The sequence below is a fragment of the Ochrobactrum sp. SFR4 genome (assembly GCF_019730395.1).
In the GTDB taxonomy this organism is placed as follows: domain Bacteria; phylum Pseudomonadota; class Alphaproteobacteria; order Rhizobiales; family Rhizobiaceae; genus Pseudochrobactrum.
In genome coordinates this window covers 34,518-49,821 of the sequence record NZ_JAAPBB010000013.1, presented here as the reverse complement: position 1 = coordinate 49,821, position 15,304 = coordinate 34,518, and the positions used below count along the sequence as shown (strand labels likewise).

At 50.8% G+C, this 15,304-nt stretch carries 14 protein-coding genes and 1 tRNA gene; 5 read left to right on the top strand and 10 right to left on the bottom strand.

The genetic code is table 11. The annotated features are described in order from the left end of the window. Positions 1–188 precede the first annotated feature (188 nt). A tRNA-Thr gene (locus HBA93_RS14460) sits at positions 189–264 on the bottom strand. Positions 265–405: 141 nt separating this feature from the next. On the opposite strand from HBA93_RS14460, the gene HBA93_RS14455 reads away from it, so the two are divergent. Further along, on the top strand, positions 406–1,179 hold the full coding sequence (locus HBA93_RS14455) for an NAD kinase (RefSeq protein ID WP_121993437.1): 774 nt from the start codon (positions 406–408) through the stop codon (positions 1,177–1,179). Positions 1,180–1,512: 333 nt separating this feature from the next. Continuing rightward, the gene (locus HBA93_RS14450) at positions 1,513–3,048 is read left to right on the top strand and encodes a DEAD/DEAH box helicase (RefSeq protein ID WP_221723710.1); all 1,536 of its coding nucleotides are present in this window, start codon (positions 1,513–1,515) and stop codon (positions 3,046–3,048) included. Positions 3,049–3,104: 56 nt separating this feature from the next. On the opposite strand, the gene sufA is transcribed toward HBA93_RS14450, so the two are convergent. After that, a complete protein-coding gene (gene sufA / locus HBA93_RS14445; RefSeq protein ID WP_075654899.1) occupies positions 3,105–3,485 on the bottom strand; it encodes a Fe-S cluster assembly scaffold SufA in 381 nt (126 codons plus the stop codon). 309 nt (positions 3,486–3,794) lie between these two features. On the opposite strand from sufA, the gene HBA93_RS24765 reads away from it, so the two are divergent. After that, on the top strand, positions 3,795–4,649 hold the full coding sequence (locus HBA93_RS24765) for a hypothetical protein (protein ID WP_221723709.1): 855 nt from the start codon (positions 3,795–3,797) through the stop codon (positions 4,647–4,649). 55 nt (positions 4,650–4,704) lie between these two features. On the opposite strand, the gene HBA93_RS14435 is transcribed toward HBA93_RS24765, so the two are convergent. Beyond that, complete coding sequence (locus HBA93_RS14435) at positions 4,705–5,151, bottom strand: carboxymuconolactone decarboxylase family protein (protein WP_221723708.1); 447 nt, start codon at positions 5,149–5,151, stop codon at positions 4,705–4,707. 87 nt (positions 5,152–5,238) lie between these two features. Here HBA93_RS14435 and HBA93_RS14430 point away from each other — a divergent pair, with 87 nt between their 5' ends. Beyond that, positions 5,239–5,733 (top strand): RrF2 family transcriptional regulator, encoded by a 495-nt coding sequence (locus HBA93_RS14430; protein WP_221723707.1) that lies wholly within the window; start codon positions 5,239–5,241, stop codon positions 5,731–5,733. A 143-nt stretch (positions 5,734–5,876) separates the two neighbouring features. Here HBA93_RS14430 and HBA93_RS14425 read toward each other — a convergent pair whose 3' ends face one another. The 6 genes from HBA93_RS14425 to HBA93_RS14400 form a co-directional block, all read right to left on the bottom strand. Next, positions 5,877–6,293 carry an SUF system Fe-S cluster assembly protein gene (locus HBA93_RS14425; RefSeq protein ID WP_502910120.1) on the bottom strand — a complete coding sequence of 139 codons (417 nt, stop codon included), beginning with the start codon at positions 6,291–6,293 and terminating at the stop codon, positions 5,877–5,879. Next, the gene (locus tag HBA93_RS14420) at positions 6,290–7,534 is read right to left on the bottom strand and encodes a cysteine desulfurase (RefSeq protein WP_221723705.1); all 1,245 of its coding nucleotides are present in this window, start codon (positions 7,532–7,534) and stop codon (positions 6,290–6,292) included. Before HBA93_RS14420 ends, HBA93_RS14425 begins: the two co-directional genes overlap by 4 nt. A 195-nt stretch (positions 7,535–7,729) precedes the next feature. After that, positions 7,730–9,007 carry a Fe-S cluster assembly protein SufD gene (sufD, locus tag HBA93_RS14415; protein ID WP_502910119.1) on the bottom strand — a complete coding sequence of 426 codons (1,278 nt, stop codon included), beginning with the start codon at positions 9,005–9,007 and terminating at the stop codon, positions 7,730–7,732. An 8-nt stretch (positions 9,008–9,015) separates the two neighbouring features. Next, positions 9,016–9,771, bottom strand: a complete 756-nt coding sequence (gene sufC / locus HBA93_RS14410; RefSeq protein WP_022711442.1) for a Fe-S cluster assembly ATPase SufC — start codon at positions 9,769–9,771, stop codon at positions 9,016–9,018. A gap of 228 nt (positions 9,772–9,999) precedes the next feature. Then, on the bottom strand, positions 10,000–11,523 hold the full coding sequence (sufB, locus tag HBA93_RS14405) for a Fe-S cluster assembly protein SufB (protein WP_221723703.1): 1,524 nt from the start codon (positions 11,521–11,523) through the stop codon (positions 10,000–10,002). A 222-nt stretch (positions 11,524–11,745) separates the two neighbouring features. Then, positions 11,746–12,960: a cysteine desulfurase family protein gene (locus HBA93_RS14400; RefSeq protein ID WP_221723702.1), complete on the bottom strand. Its 1,215-nt coding sequence runs from the start codon at positions 12,958–12,960 to the stop codon at positions 11,746–11,748. A 287-nt stretch (positions 12,961–13,247) separates the two neighbouring features. Between HBA93_RS14400 and HBA93_RS14395 the strand changes: the two genes are divergently transcribed. Further along, positions 13,248–13,922 carry an alpha/beta hydrolase gene (locus HBA93_RS14395; RefSeq protein WP_022711445.1) on the top strand — a complete coding sequence of 225 codons (675 nt, stop codon included), beginning with the start codon at positions 13,248–13,250 and terminating at the stop codon, positions 13,920–13,922. A gap of 46 nt (positions 13,923–13,968) precedes the next feature. Here HBA93_RS14395 and HBA93_RS14390 read toward each other — a convergent pair whose 3' ends face one another. Beyond that, positions 13,969–15,090, bottom strand: coding sequence for an anhydro-N-acetylmuramic acid kinase (locus tag HBA93_RS14390; RefSeq protein WP_221723701.1), 1,122 nt, complete (start codon positions 15,088–15,090; stop codon positions 13,969–13,971). Between the last annotated feature and the right edge of the window lie 214 nt (positions 15,091–15,304).

The following is a 15,304-nucleotide window of genomic DNA, read 5'->3' as shown; positions in this document are numbered from 1 at the left end:
ATAGCGCAATATGGATGGAACAATATCGCGCAAGCAGAGACATATACCAAGCGAGCCAACAGAAAGAGCCGTGGTATCAAATTGTCTAATCGCGTAAGAGAAGGAATTATGAAACGTTTTTCCACGCCCAATCCCAGAATGAGAGATTAGTTGAAAAAGCACAACAATTACAATGAGAAGATTGTAAGTGGTGCCCCCAGAGAGACTCGAACTCCCGACCCCCTGATTACAAATCAGGTGCTCTACCAACTGAGCTATAAGGGCAACTGACGGCTAGATAGCATATTCTTTTTGTTTGTAAAACGGAAAATCGCTTAGACGCAGAAAAAATAACAATGTTTTGCCTCTTATCCACATTTAGGCTACAAATCCTCATCCAATCATGCAGCTTTTCGGCAGAAACTGATGAAATACCCGTATAAAAATTTCTTTTATATCACCTCAGGCACTCCGGAATCGGTCTCTGCCGCGGAATCATTACGTAAACGCTATGGTGAATCACCTGCGGATGAAGCAGATGCCCTCATTGTACTGGGTGGTGACGGTGTCATGCTGCAGGCTTTGCACGATCATATGAATCACGAGCGCCCTATTTACGGCATGAATCGTGGTTCAGTCGGCTTCCTTATGAATGAGTATCACGAGGAAGACTTACCCAGACGCGTTGCTGCCGCTCATGCCGAAACCATCCGCCCTTTGGAGATGATTGCAGAATCTCTCGAGTCCGGCACCGTCAAAGCGCTGGCTATCAATGAAGTGTCCGTTTTGCGCCAATCCTATCAGGCTGCCAAAATCCGTATCAGCATTGATGATAAGGTGCGGCTGGAAGAACTGATCTGCGACGGACTGATGGTGGCTACCCCTGCCGGATCCACCGCTTATAATCTTTCCGCTCAGGGACCGATCCTGCCACTCGACTCGCCGCTGCTGGCTCTGACCCCCGTCAGCCCTTTCCGGCCGCGCCGCTGGCGCGGTGCGCTGCTGCCAAAATCAGTAACCGTGCGCATGGACATTCTCGAAGTCGATAAACGGCCGGTCAATGCTGTGGCTGATCATACAGAAGTTAAATCCGTCACCTCTGTAACTGTACGTGAAGATACGCAAAACCGTGTCACCCTGCTTTTTGATGAAGAGCATACATGGGATGAACGCATCCTCAATGAGCAGTTCCGTTACTGATTACGCAAGCAAGAAAAATCAGGTCAAAACCATATGCATAATTATACACGGTTCTGCAAAATGCTGATAAAGCAGAGATAAACAGCATTGCACCATAACAATGCAATGCTTCTATTGGCAGATCATACAGTTGTGGACTGCCGGAACATTAATTAAATCAACCTAAATCGAAGCAAAAGCGGCATTTTTGTTGACTTTTTGGCCTGTTCCCCGTAACGGCTTTATTAATTTTAACGCAATGCGCAAACATAAGCGCTTTTCCTGTCCTGTTGTCATGCGGACATTACCGGTCGGGTCCAGTGCGCTTCTTCCAAAAAGAGAGCTACGCCTCCATTGACGACATTTGCAGAACTCGGTCTGTCACCGAAAATACTGGCAGCGGTAGAAGCCGCCGGTTACACCACCCCTACTCCTATTCAGGCTGGCGCCATTCCTCAGGCCTTGGAACGTAAAGACGTTCTCGGTATTGCCCAGACCGGCACCGGTAAAACAGCATCTTTCGTGCTGCCAATGCTGCACCTGCTTGAAAAAGGCCGCGCCCGCGCACGTATGCCACGCACACTTATTCTTGAACCAACCCGTGAGCTCGCAGCACAGGTTGAAGAGAATTTTGTAAAATACGGCGTTAATCACCGCATCAATGTAGCTCTGCTGATCGGCGGCGTTTCCTTTGACGAACAGGAACGCAAGCTGGAACGCGGTGCCGATGTGCTGATCGCTACTCCAGGCCGTCTGCTCGACCATTTTGAGCGCGGTAAACTGCTGTTGACCGGTGTAGAAATTCTGGTTATCGACGAAGCAGACCGTATGCTGGATATGGGCTTCATCCCTGATATCGAACGTATCTGCAAGCTGATCCCTTTCACGCGTCAGACTTTGTTTTTCTCGGCAACCATGCCTGCGGAAATCACCAAGCTGACCGAGCAGTTCCTGCATTCGCCAGCCCGCGTTGAGGTTGCCAAAGCATCAACAACTGCCAAAACTGTGACCCAGCGTCTGGTTAAATCGGCTAAAAAGCCTTGGGATAAGCGTGCAGTGCTGCGTGATCTTATTCAGGCCGAAGGCGATGAGCTGAAAAATGCGATCATTTTCTGCAACCGCAAAATGGATGTGTCAGAACTGTTCCGCTCGCTGGTAAAGCACGGTTTTAATGCCGGTGCGCTCCATGGCGATATGGATCAGCGTGCACGCATGACCATGCTGAGCAATTTTAAAGACGGCAATCTTCAGCTGCTGGTCGCATCCGATGTGGCTGCCCGCGGTCTGGATATTCCGGATGTCAGCCATGTGTTCAACTATGACATTCCGATCCATGCGGAAGATTATGTTCACCGCATCGGCCGCACCGGTCGTGCAGGCCGCTCAGGCAAGGCATTCTCGATCATCACCAGTGCAGATACCAAATATCTTGATGCTATCGAAAAAATGATCGGCGAAAAGGTTGAATGGCTTGATGGCGATCTCTCCACTCTGCCTGCACAGGAAGAGACCGAAGAGACCGGACGTCGCGGTCGTAACAACCGTGGTAAAAACGGCAAAAAGTCCCGCGATAAAGATCACAAGGAAAAACAGACACAGCCACGTGCAGCAGAAGAAAAACCTGTTGAAGCACCTCAGGCCGTGGCTGACATTTCTGCTCTCAACGCGCCGCAGCCAGTTCTGCCGGATAATGTTTCCATCGGAACGGTTGGAACACCGGAGCCGGTTCGCCCTGCTCCGTACAAAAACGGCAATGATGAGCGCCGCCAGAACCACAGTCAGAATGGCCAGCAGAATAAGCGCCATCGTCGTGATTTTGACGATGAGCCGTCACCGCTGGGCTTCGGCGATGATATTCCGGCCTTCATGCTGATACCGATTAATATTTAAAAAAGAAAAACCCGCCAATCGGCGGGTTTTTTATTATCTGTAAGTCAGATTTAAAATCAGGCGGCGCGATGCGCAGCATCCAGTGCTTCCTGAGTAACCGGCGCAAGCTCAACGGACTCACCGCAACCGCAGGCCGATGTCTGGTTCGGGTTGTTGAAAACAAAACCTGTACGCAGGGTTGTCACTTCAAAATCCATCTGTGTGCCCAGCAGGAATAATGCAGCTTCCGGTGCCACGTAGACTTTTGCACCTTCATGCTCGATCAGATCATCTCCGGCTTTGGCTTCTTCAGCCAATGCAATCGTATATTCCATACCGGCGCAGCCGCCCTTTTTCACTCCCACGCGGATACCCAAAGCATCCTCATGAGAGGCCTGAATTTCGCGCACGCGTTCCGCTGCTGCGTCCGTCAGGGTCATGATGGAAAAACGTCCCATAAAATTTCTCACTTGTATCTGTTACATGGTTCAAGGCCATGTAGTTTCAACTTGCAAGGCGAACCTGAAATCCTGCACTAAGCCCCGATTGTCCGGTTTACCTCTGATACTCTATCTAGTCTCACACAGTCCTTACTGCAAGTAAAGCAACGCTCTGATCCTGCATTTAAATCAAGATTTTCTGTTCTTTCAGCGCATAAGGATAAAATGAATAATTTGCAAAACGCGTAAAATTGCCATGATCTGTTTGCAGTCTTTTGCGTATAAAAAGCAACACAGTTTCTTTGCCTCAGCTAAGCGGAGATTTTAATGGGTATTCAGCAAAGCCGTCATAACCCCGCATCGCATCGCCCCGTTGCATTAGCCGTCACACAGGATCGTGCCCAGCAACAACGCCTGACAATCATAAGACTGCTTGGAACCACAATTATCGGTGCAGCTCTGCTCACCGGCAGTGCGATATATGCCAAGGCTGCAGGTACTGCTGAAACCAAAGACAAGGCAACGACCCAGCAGAAGGTAAAACCGGAGGCTTTGAAAAAAGCCGGTGAAGCGGCGACCAAAGATTCTGAGGAAGAAAAGGCTAAGGCCGAAAAAGCCAAAACTGATAAAACAGAATCTGAAAAGCCAAAGGAAGAAGCAGCACCTGCGGATAAACCGGATGCTAAAAAAACCACGGAAACCGCAGACAAGCCTGATACTCCGGCACCGGAAGCCACAAAAGAAGTTGCAGAAGGTCTGCTGCTGCCTGATTATCTGGACGATCGTAGCACGCCGCAAAAACTTCTCGAATCCTATTACAATGCGATTAACCGCAAGGAATATGCCCGCGCCTATAGCTATTATGCAGAAGGCCAGCAAGGCGATGATTTTGAGAAATATGCCAAAGGCTATGCCGGCACTGAATCTGTAAGCATTAAGCTCGGCAACAGCGAGCCTGATCCGGGTGCAGGACAAATCTACTGGTCAGTGCCGATCGCTATTGAATCCAAACTGGCTGAAGGCAAAGCGCAGGTTTATACCGGTTGTTATACGATCAGCATGAGCAACCCTGCCATGCAGGCAATGCCGCCATTCAAGCCAATGGCAATCATGGCTGGCACATTATCGAAATCACCGCTGCCGCTGGAGAAAAGCGTGCCCGAGGAATGCGGCGCCCCGTAATGCCACTTTCCATCACGTATAAAAAAGCCTGTCAGTGATGACAGGCTTTTTTGTTTTATGGCTTACGCGGATGAATAAGCTGCGTGCTGACACCAATCCGGTTCCACAAATTAATCATGCCGACCGCCACAATCAGCTTGGCAATTTCTTCTTCGGAGAACAGTGCCTTCACCCGTTCATAAAGATCATCCGGCACACCCAGCTCCGCAATCCGTGTCAGATTTTCAGTCCACTCCAGCACGGCGCGGTCACGCGCATCAAAGCACGGCGATTCACGCCAGGCGCTCGTCATATACAATGTCTGCATATCCATACCATCTTTATGAGCATCGCGGATGTGCAGGTCTGTGCAATAGGAACAGCCGTTAACCTGTGAAGCACGGATTTTCAAAAGATGAAGCAAACGCGGCTCCAGTCCCGCCGCATCAACCGCTGCGTCCAATGCTTGTATGGACTGATAGAGAGTCGGAGCGACTTTCGCGACATTCATTCTGTTTTTCATCACATATGCCTTGCAATAAGAGTTTGCCTCAGAATCATAGATATAATATATCCATGATTATAAAACAAGAAATCACAAGGTTGTAATATGCGCAGAATGAGCGACGGAGTTGAGGCAGCATTGCATTGCGCACTCGTATTGTCAGGACTACCAGAGGATAAGGTTCTGGCGGGCAAACATCTCGCAGAGCTGCACGGCGTATCAGAAAGCTATCTGCTCAAACATTTGCGTGCCCTCACCGCTGCTGATGTGATTATTGCAGTGCCGGGACCGCGCGGTGGCTATCACCTCGCGCATCCTCCACAGCAAATTACCTTGCTCAATATTGTGGAGGCAATTGACGGCAAAGAACCTGCTTTTATCTGTCGGGAAATCCGCCGCCGCGCACCGGGAAAATCGCAAGATCCCTGTAACTATAAGAGAGATTGTTTTATCAAATCGCGGATGCTGGCCGCTGAACAGCTCTGGCGCGATGCCTTGCGCAGCCAGACTGTTGCCGATCTCATGCAGGACGGCGAACAGCAAATCAGCCCTTCAAGCAAATTGCTCATATCGGATTATCTTAGCTTACATGCCCGCTAGAGCATTTCCAAATTATGATTAATCGATGGATTGGAAATGCTCTGTTTTTTTTGACGCATTATCCTACGCAAAACCGGTTCCCACTTTTGCTGGAAATGCTTTAAATAAAAAACGCTGCGTTTCCGCAGCGTTTTTTATTTAAATTAATACCAGCCCACAGCAACCTGAGCTTCTTCGGACATACGATCCGGCGACCATGGCGGATCAAAAGTCATCGACACTTCCACATGGGAAACGCCTTCCACCGTACCAACAGCATTTTCCACCCAGCCCGGCATTTCGCCCGCAACGGGACAACCAGGCGCAGTCAGCGTCATATCGATTTTGACTGTACGGTCATCCTCAATATCCACTTTATAGATCAGGCCGAGTTCATAAATATCCGCCGGAATTTCCGGATCATAGACAGTCTTCAGCGCGCTGATGATATCATCAGTCAGACGCAGCAATTCATCTTCCGGAATTGCGGAAGCGGAAAACACCTTCGAGGCGCCGCTTTCATTTTCTGAGGCTACGGCCTCTGCAGCCGGTACTTCCGGTTTCGTATCCATATTCGTCATCCAAAAAACTGTCTTGCTTTTTCAAGCGCTGCAACCAGAGCATCCACTTCCGCACGGGTATTATACATACCGAAGGAAGCACGGCAGGTCGATGTCACACCAAAGCGCTGCAACAGCGGCTGAGCGCAATGCGTGCCTGCCCGCACTGCAATACCGGCACGGTCAATCAGTGTTGAAACATCATGGGCATGAATGCCCTGCATTTCAAATGCGATGATCGCGCCTTTATCCGGTGCATTGCCGACAATACGCAGCGAGTTAATTTTCGCCAGAGCTTCATGCGCATAGAGACGCAAATCAGCTTCATGGGCAGAAATCGCCTCACGACCTACGCTCTCTATATAGTCAAGGGCTGCGCCCAATCCAATAGCCTGCACAATTGGCGGGGTTCCGGCCTCAAAACGATGCGGCGGATGATTATAGGTAACATTATCAACTGTCACCTCTTCAATCATTTCACCACCACCCATAAACGGGCGCATCTGCTCCAGCATTTCCATACGTCCATACAGCACGCCAATGCCGGACGGGCCATAGAGCTTATGGCCGGTCATAATATACCAGTCACAGCCGAGATCACGCACATCTACCGGCATATGCACGGCAGCCTGCGAACCATCCACCAGAACCGGAATGCCGCGTGCATGAGCAAGTTCCACGATTTTTTTAATCGGCAGAACCGTACCCGTCACATTGGACATGTGGGTCAGAGCAATCAGCTTAGTTTTTGGCGTAATGCATTTCTCGAATTCATCAAGGTGGAACACACCTTCATCATCCACCGGCGCAAAAACCAGCTTGGCACCCTGACGCTCACGAATGAAATGCCACGGCACAATATTGGAATGATGCTCAAGAATGGAGAGCAGGATTTCATCACCCTCACCGATCTTCGGCATACCATAGCCATAGGCAACTGTATTGATCGCCTCAGTCGCCGATTTGGTAAAGATGATCTCGTCTACAGAACCGGCATTGAGAAAGCTGCGTACTTTTTCACGCGAGCGCTCATAGGCATCGGTTGCGGCATTGGAGAGAAAATGCAGACCGCGATGCACATTGGCATATTCGTTGGAATACGCATGCGTTATCGCATCAATAACCGCCTGCGGTTTCTGTGCCGAAGCCCCATTATCGAGATAGATCAGCGGCTTGCCATAGACTTCACGCGACAGAATCGGGAAATCACGACGGATTGCTTCAACATCATAATTTTTCAGTACAGACGATGATTGCTTCATAACAGAATCCTTAAGCGGCCTTTAAAAGCGGGGTCAAATACCCCGCTTTTTAGTGTCTGCATCAAAAAGCGGTAGGCCGTCGCGAAAATGGTGATTTCGAGAACCGGAGCGCAGCGTACATTTAAGTACGTGAGCACCGGAAGCACAGAAATTGCTATTTGCAGCCAGGCATAGCGCCTTTTGGATCAGACATGCTTATGCGTGCTTTTCGAGCCATGCCTGCAAAATATCTTCAAGCTTTTCAACGAGGGTTTCGTTTTCCAGCTCTTCGATAACTTCTGCGATAAAGGCTTTAACCAGCAGACCGCGGGCTGCATTTTCAGGAACACCGCGCGCCATCAGATAGAAAAGGTGATCCTTTTCAATCTCACGCACAGTTGCACCGTGACCGCAGGCTACGTCATCAGCAAAAATTTCCAGCTCAGGTTTAGCCGCAAATTCCGCATCATCTGACAACAGCAATGTGTTGCAAGCCATTTTCGCGTCAGTTTTCTGAGCGATCTGCGCAACACGGATCATACCCTGAAAAATACCACGTGCTTTGTCTGTCACCACGTTACGCACAACCTCGGTTGAGGTGGTGTTTTCAACGAGATGACCAACATTCATGGTCACGTCAGTCACTGTTTCGCCGCCAAGCAGGTTGAGCGTGCGAAGCTGGAAGTCAGAGCCTTCGCCCTGCACATCCACATTGATTTCCTGACGTACCAGCTTGCCGCCGGCATTCATCACGAACAGGATCAGCTTGGAATTCTCACCAATTGTCACATTGATCTGCGACAGCTGCGTGGAAAGATCCGTATGCTCACGCACGATAACCCAGACGATTTCTGAATTATCAGCAATCGTCACATGGCCGATACTGGTTGCGAAAGTTTCTGCTTCACCGCCGATCTGACGCTCAATAAATGTCGCTTTGACATTGGAGCCGATCTTAACCGGAAAACGCACATGGGACTGACCGGATGGCTGCAAATTCTGCAGCTCAACGGCCTTCTCCAGTTCTGTACCGTCAGCAACGGACAGACCCCAGCCATCGCTGGCATAGGCTGCGTTGATCTGGCCGATTGCATCATCGTCACCACGGGTCTTCAGGGTATGGGCAGCAATGCCCTGTCCCAGAATATCGCGAAGCGCTTCAACACGTACGCCTTCGATCTGCACAGACTTCTGCGCAACACCATTGGCAACGGTCAGCACGGCAGAACCGTCGAGCAGCGGCACAACAGTCTTATGGCTCACATTCGCATCAAACGCTGCAACCGAACGCAACAATGTGCGCAGATCTGTATAGTGCCAGCTTTCAATACGACGGCTAGGCAGGCCGTTGATTTTCAAAGTTTCCAGTGCGTTATCACGGGCGCTCAGAACTTCTGTGTCGCCCGGCAGATCACCGACGCGGGCGGCGAATGCATCAAGCAATGCACTCTCAGCCGGCGTTCTGACCTTCTGAAGATGGACGTTCATATTCATCCCTCTCTTTAAGCAGCTGCGCCGATGATTTCAGCGTAACCGTTTTCTTCCAGATGCAGTGCGAGGCTCTTATCGCCGGATTTGATCACCTGTCCTTTGTAGAGAACATGCACGCTGTCCGGTACGATATATTCCAGCAGACGCTGATAGTGCGTAATCACGATCACTGCACGGTCAGGCGAACGCAGCGCATTCACACCATCGGAAACGATCTTCAGCGCATCGATGTCCAGACCGGAGTCGGTTTCATCAAGCACGCAGAGTGATGGTTCCAGAAGCTGCATCTGCAGAATCTCTGCACGCTTCTTTTCACCGCCGGAGAAACCGACATTGAGCGGACGCTTCAGCATGGCCATATCCATGTTCAGGCCGCCGGCAGCTTCCTTAACGCGACGCAGCAGTTCAGGAATTTTCAGCTCTTCTTCACCGCGTGCCTTACGCTGGGCATTCATCGCAACTTTGAGGAATTCCATTGTGGCAACGCCCGGAATTTCCAGCGGATACTGGAATGCAAGGAAGATACCCTTAGCAGCACGTTCCGCAGGATCCAGTTCCAGAATGCTTTCGCCGTTATACAGAATGTCACCGGAGGTAACTTCGTAGTCCGAACGACCGGCCAGAATGTAAGACAGGGTGGATTTACCCGAACCGTTCGGGCCCATGATTGCAGCCACTTCACCGGCTTTAACGGTGAGGTTCAGACCACGGATGATCTCTGTATCCGTGTCAGCGATTTTGGCGTGCAGATTAATGATCTCAAGCATACTATTATTCCCAATAAATCCAGATTAATCGACCGAGCACAATAAATGCAGCGATAGTGCAAATTCCGCCTATCAGAACCTGCCAAATGAAACTTTTCTCTGCAAAATTATTGTGCAGGAAGTCCATCCACATCGGCGCTATAAATAGTGCTCCCACTGCAATGCCAGCAGTGGAAAATTCAAACTCAACACTGCGTTTACGCAGTATGCGTCTTAGTTTTTGCGACATCAGCCGACACTGCCCTCAAGCGAGATGCCGATAAGCTTCTGAGCTTCCACGGCAAATTCCATTGGCAGCTCCTGAATAACTTCCTTGACGAAGCCGTTGACGATCAAAGCAATCGCCTCTTCTTCCGGAATACCGCGCTGCATCACATAGAACAGCTGGTCTTCAGAGATTTTCGAGGTTGTTGCTTCATGCTCGAACTGCGCAGTCGAGTTTTTCGCTTCGATGTAAGGTACCGTATGCGCACCGCAATCATTGCCGATCAGCAGTGAGTCACACTGGGTGAAGTTACGGGCATTGGTTGCTTTACGATGAGCAGAAACCTGACCGCGATAGGTATTGTTGGAATTACCCGCCGAAATACCCTTGGAGATGATGCGGCTCGACGTGTTCTTGCCGAGATGGATCATCTTGGTACCGCTGTCGATCTGCTGATAACCGTTGGATACCGCAATCGAGTAAAACTCACCACGGGAATCGTCGCCACGCAGAATGCAGGAAGGGTATTTCCATGTGACCGCAGAGCCGGTTTCGACCTGTGTCCATGAAATTTTCGAGCGGTCGCCACGGCAGTCGCCGCGCTTGGTCACGAAGTTATAGATACCGCCTTTGCCTTCCTTATCGCCCGGATACCAGTTCTGGACGGTGGAATATTTGATTTCGGCATCATCAAGCGCGATCAGTTCAACAACAGCTGCATGGAGCTGGTTTTCATCACGCTGCGGTGCTGTACAGCCTTCAAGATAGGACACATAAGAGCCTTCTTCAGCAATAATCAGCGTACGCTCGAACTGGCCAGTATCTTTTTCATTGATACGGAAATAGGTCGACAGTTCCATGGGGCAGCGAACGCCCTTAGGTACATAGACGAATGATCCGTCGGTAAAGACAGCCGAGTTGAGTGTGGCGTAATAATTGTCCGAAACCGGCACAACAGAAGCCAGATATTTCTTCACCAGTTCCGGATATTCGCGGATTGCTTCCGAAATCGAGCAGAAAATCACACCGGCTTTAGCAAGCTCAGCCTTAAAGGTGGTGACAACGGAAACACTGTCGAACACCGCATCAACAGCCACACGGCCTGATGCATAGACATTGTCTGCCGGATTACCGTCAATCTCGCTTGGTTCACCCTGTTTGCGCACACCGGCCAGAATTTCCTGCTCACGCAGCGGAATTCCGAGCTTTTCATAGGTACGCAGCAGTTCCGGATCAACTTCATCCAGAGACTTAGGGCCGGTTTGATTTTTTGGAGCCGCATAATAGCGGATATCCTGAAAATCAATGTCCGGATAATTGACGCGCGCCCATTTTGGCTCTTCCATAGTGAGCCAGCGGCGGTAAGCATCCAGACGCCATTCCAGCATCCATTCCGGCTCTTCTTTTTTAGCAGAAATGAAACGGATAATATCTTCGTTCAGCCCCTTCGGAGCCTTATCCATTTCGATGGTTGTTTCAAAACCATATTTATACTGATCCACGTCAAGCGTGGCGACCTGATCGATCGTTTCCTGCACTGCAGGCATCGCCGTTCTCCATCCTTGTCAGGGTCAAGGCCCGACAGTTAAAAACGTTATGGCAGCAATCATGTTGCTGTCATAAACATATAGTGCGCATTGGGGCGCTATAAAAGTCTGATTGCTGGCCATGTTAAAAACAGGCACTACTCCAGACTTCGAACTCCGGCCGGTTTTGCATCACATTACTGTGCGTAAAACCACAATGGCCATTCAGAAATACCTGCCCTTTCAGGCGGCATTGTTTTCCGATTCGCTCAAAAGCGATGCCTGAACCTGACTGCGAGTCTGATCCCGTCTGGCTACCAGTCTTTCGAAAATCGTCAGAAATGCTTCCGCGTCCTGCATTGTCGCCGACTTTTCTGTCGAGACGCGCAATGCACCGCATTCATCCTCATAGCCCATCGCCGCCAGCACATGGCTTGCGCCAACCTTGCCGGAAGAGCAGGCCGAACCGGCAGAAAGTGCAATACCGCCCAGATCAAAGGCGATCTGCATGGTCTCGGCCTTCATGCCGGGCAAAGAAATAAAACTCGTATTCGGCAGGCGCGGCACGGCATCTCCATGCACCAGCACATCATCTGCCAGTTTGCGCACACCATTCTCAATTGTTGTGCGAATTGTATCCGACCAGCGCGGCAGATTGCTGCCTTCTTGCTGTGCCGCCAGAGCCTCGCGCGCTGCGGCACCAAACCCTGCGATCAATGGCAGTGCTTCAGTACCGGCACGGTGTCCCTTCTCTTGCCCGCCACCGCGCACCAGCGCAGACGGCATAACCAGATCAGAGATAGCTACCACAGCACCAACGCCCTTTGGGCCGCCGATTTTGTGAGAAGAGAGGATAAGATAGTCGGCAGAAGCAGCAGCAATATCAAGCGCGATGCGCCCTGCAGCCTGCACGGCATCGACAATGAAGAAACCGCCCGCAGCTTTTACCAGCGCACCGATTTTTTCCACCGGCTGTATGACGCCGGTCTCATTATTCGCCCACTGTACTGCAACCAGCGGCAGGCCTTTGGATTTGTCATGCGCTTTTAACGCCTGTTCCAGCACATCAAGATCAACAATACCCTGATGATCAACCGGCAGCACAGCCATGTTTTCCGCAGCGAAACGCCCGCCGGACAACATGCAAGGATGCTCAGTTGCTGAAACATAAAGATGTGACAGGCGCAGTTCTGAGCGCCCCATCTTATAAAGCGGCGTCAGCAACGTGTTTGCTGCTTCGGTTGCACCGGAGGTGAAAAACACATGATCCGGCTTGGCATTGCAAAGGGCTGCCACGTCACGTCGCGCGGATTCAACCAGCGCGCGCGCCGCACGACCTTCCTGATGCACAGAGGAAGGATTACCTGCTACATTCAAAGCCGCGACCACAGCCTCACGCGCAGCTTCACTCAGCGGCGCACTGGCATTATAATCGAAATAGATACGCGGCTTTGGCATTGCAGACTCTTTCGCGAAGCACCATATTTGCGTTAAACGCGCAATTATCTTGAAATTTCAAACCAGAGCAGACTATTAAGCTGCATGAGTGTTTTTTTACACCCTCCAGTTTTGAAAGATTCTAAAGTCGGTTGTAAGATTTATGAGCGAAACAGTCAAGGATTTGCTCAGAATTTAAGCCGTAAAGTCGTGATTGGTAACAATCAGGCTTATAAATAACAAATACGACACTTGTGTTGCGAACCGGCCAAATGGTCACGCAACCCGGCGGTTATAGCGGAGTACATATGCCAGAAGTAATCTTTAATGGTCCTGCGGGTCGCCTTGAAGGACGTTATCAGCCTTCAAGCGAGAAGAATGCACCAATCGCCATCATCCTGCACCCGCATCCGCAATTCGGCGGCACCATGAATAACAAGATCGTTTATGATCTGTTTTACATGTTCCAGAGCCGCAATTTCACGACTCTGCGGTTTAACTTCCGCGGAATCGGACGCAGTCAGGGTGAGTTTGATCACGGCGCCGGTGAATTGTCCGATGCGGCAAGCGCACTGGACTGGGTGCAGTCGCTGCATCCTGATTCCAAAACCTGCTGGGTTGCCGGTTATTCCTTCGGTGCGTGGATCGGCATGCAGTTGCTGATGCGTCGCCCTGAGATCGAAGGTTTCATGTCGATTGCGCCACAGCCGAACACCTATGATTTCTCGTTCCTCGCACCTTGCCCTTCATCGGGCCTGATCATTCATGGCGATCAGGACAAGGTTGCACCACCGAAGGATGTGCAGGTTCTGGTTGATAAGCTGAAAACCCAAAAGGGTATCACCATCACGCAGAACACTATGGCCGGTGCCAATCACTTCTTCTCCGGTATGGGTGATGAGCTGATTGCGGAATGTTCGGAATATCTGGATCGCCGCCTGATGGGTGAGCTGACAGAGGTCCGCCAAAAGCGCTTGCGTTGATAGCTACGATAAAAACAAGAGACCGGCGATTAGCCGGTCTTTTTTGTTATGCCTTTACCAACACGCCGCCGCTCACAGGCGTATCGCAGCCGGTTGTTGAAGGATAAGTCAGCGGCAGGCCTTTCAGACTACGCACTGCCAGATAGCCCCACGCTTCAGCTTCCATGGAATCACCATCCAGCCCTGCTGTATCCGCATCAATCACCACTGCACCTTCAGCTTTCGCCAAGGCAGAAAGTTCAGACATTATCGCGGCATTCTTGCGCCCGCCACCACTCACAACATAGCTGCGGGGCTTTTGCGGCAGATGGGATGCCGATTGCAAAATTGATGCCGCCGCGACATAGGCCAATGTACGGGCACCATCCTCCAGTGATACAACACCTATCGAAGGCACGGCAAAATCTCCGCGATCCAGTGAGCGCCGTTGATTACCGGTGAAAAATGCATTGCCCAGATAATACGCGGCAAGTGCCGCATCTGTCTTACCACTCAGAGCCAGTGCACCACCGGCATCAAAGCTACCCTGCCCGTGCAGTTCCATCCACTGGTCGATCAGCATATTGCCGGGTCCGCTATCAAAAGCTGCCAGCCGCCCTGTCTCATCGACATAGGTCAGATTGGAAATCCCGCCAATATTGACGAAAACAACCGGCATATCCGGCTGCTGCTCCAGATTATGTGCCAAGGCCGCATGATAGGCGGGGATCAGAGGCGCGCCCTGCCCGCCATAGCGCATATCCTCAGCGCGCATATCATATACCACATCAATACCGGTTTCCCGTGCCAGCAATGCGCCGTCACCGATCTGCACGGTCAGCGCATCATCAGGGCGATGCAGCACCGTCTGCCCGTGAAAGCCGATTACATCAACATCATCCGCATTCAGACCATTGGCAAACAGAAAATCCTGCACCGATACCGCATGAAGCAATGTCAGATCATGCTCAAGTTTTTCAAGAATACCAATACGCTCATCACGCTGCGTCATGCTTCGGGCATCGACAAGCCCCTGTTTCAAACGGGCGCGGAAAGCATCGGAATAATTTATGCTGCCGGAAGCAATGCGCTCAACCACCTGCTCGCCGTCTGTCCGGATCAGCGCCAGATCAATACCGTCCATGGAAGTGCCGCTCATTAATCCGAGTGCGCGATAGAGTGCAGTCATCTTTGTCTTTCCGTTTCAATATTTCCGGTTTTGTACGGCTGGCAGGTACCCGCAGGTTACATAAACCACACAAACGGCACAAAACGACAGTAATTTGCGATAAAATCGCCTTTTACGGTGTCACACCTTTATTGTGATTTGCCCTGCAATAATGTTAAACGCTGGATTGTGTCAGTCACCGGAATAATATTCACGGCCTGCTCTCTGGGGTCTT

Coding starts and splice junctions, on each gene's coding strand:
- HBA93_RS14430 (WP_221723707.1), top strand. CDS start 5,239: ATGCGCAGAATGAGCGACGGAGTTGAGGCAGCATTGCATTGCGCACTC.
- HBA93_RS14395 (WP_022711445.1), top strand. CDS start 13,248: ATGCCAGAAGTAATCTTTAATGGTCCTGCGGGTCGCCTTGAAGGACGT.
- sufD (WP_502910119.1), bottom strand. CDS start 9,007: ATGAATATGAACGTCCATCTTCAGAAGGTCAGAACGCCGGCTGAGAGT.
- HBA93_RS14425 (WP_502910120.1), bottom strand. CDS start 6,293: ATGACGAATATGGATACGAAACCGGAAGTACCGGCTGCAGAGGCCGTA.
- sufB (WP_221723703.1), bottom strand. CDS start 11,523: ATGCCTGCAGTGCAGGAAACGATCGATCAGGTCGCCACGCTTGACGTG.
- HBA93_RS14420 (WP_221723705.1), bottom strand. CDS start 7,534: ATGAAGCAATCATCGTCTGTACTGAAAAATTATGATGTTGAAGCAATC.
- HBA93_RS14400 (WP_221723702.1), bottom strand. CDS start 12,960: ATGCCAAAGCCGCGTATCTATTTCGATTATAATGCCAGTGCGCCGCTG.
- HBA93_RS14455 (WP_121993437.1), top strand. CDS start 406: ATGAAATACCCGTATAAAAATTTCTTTTATATCACCTCAGGCACTCCG.
- sufC (WP_022711442.1), bottom strand. CDS start 9,771: ATGCTTGAGATCATTAATCTGCACGCCAAAATCGCTGACACGGATACA.
- HBA93_RS14390 (WP_221723701.1), bottom strand. CDS start 15,090: ATGACTGCACTCTATCGCGCACTCGGATTAATGAGCGGCACTTCCATG.
- HBA93_RS24765 (WP_221723709.1), top strand. CDS start 3,795: ATGGGTATTCAGCAAAGCCGTCATAACCCCGCATCGCATCGCCCCGTT.
- HBA93_RS14435 (WP_221723708.1), bottom strand. CDS start 5,151: ATGAAAAACAGAATGAATGTCGCGAAAGTCGCTCCGACTCTCTATCAG.
- sufA (WP_075654899.1), bottom strand. CDS start 3,485: ATGGGACGTTTTTCCATCATGACCCTGACGGACGCAGCAGCGGAACGC.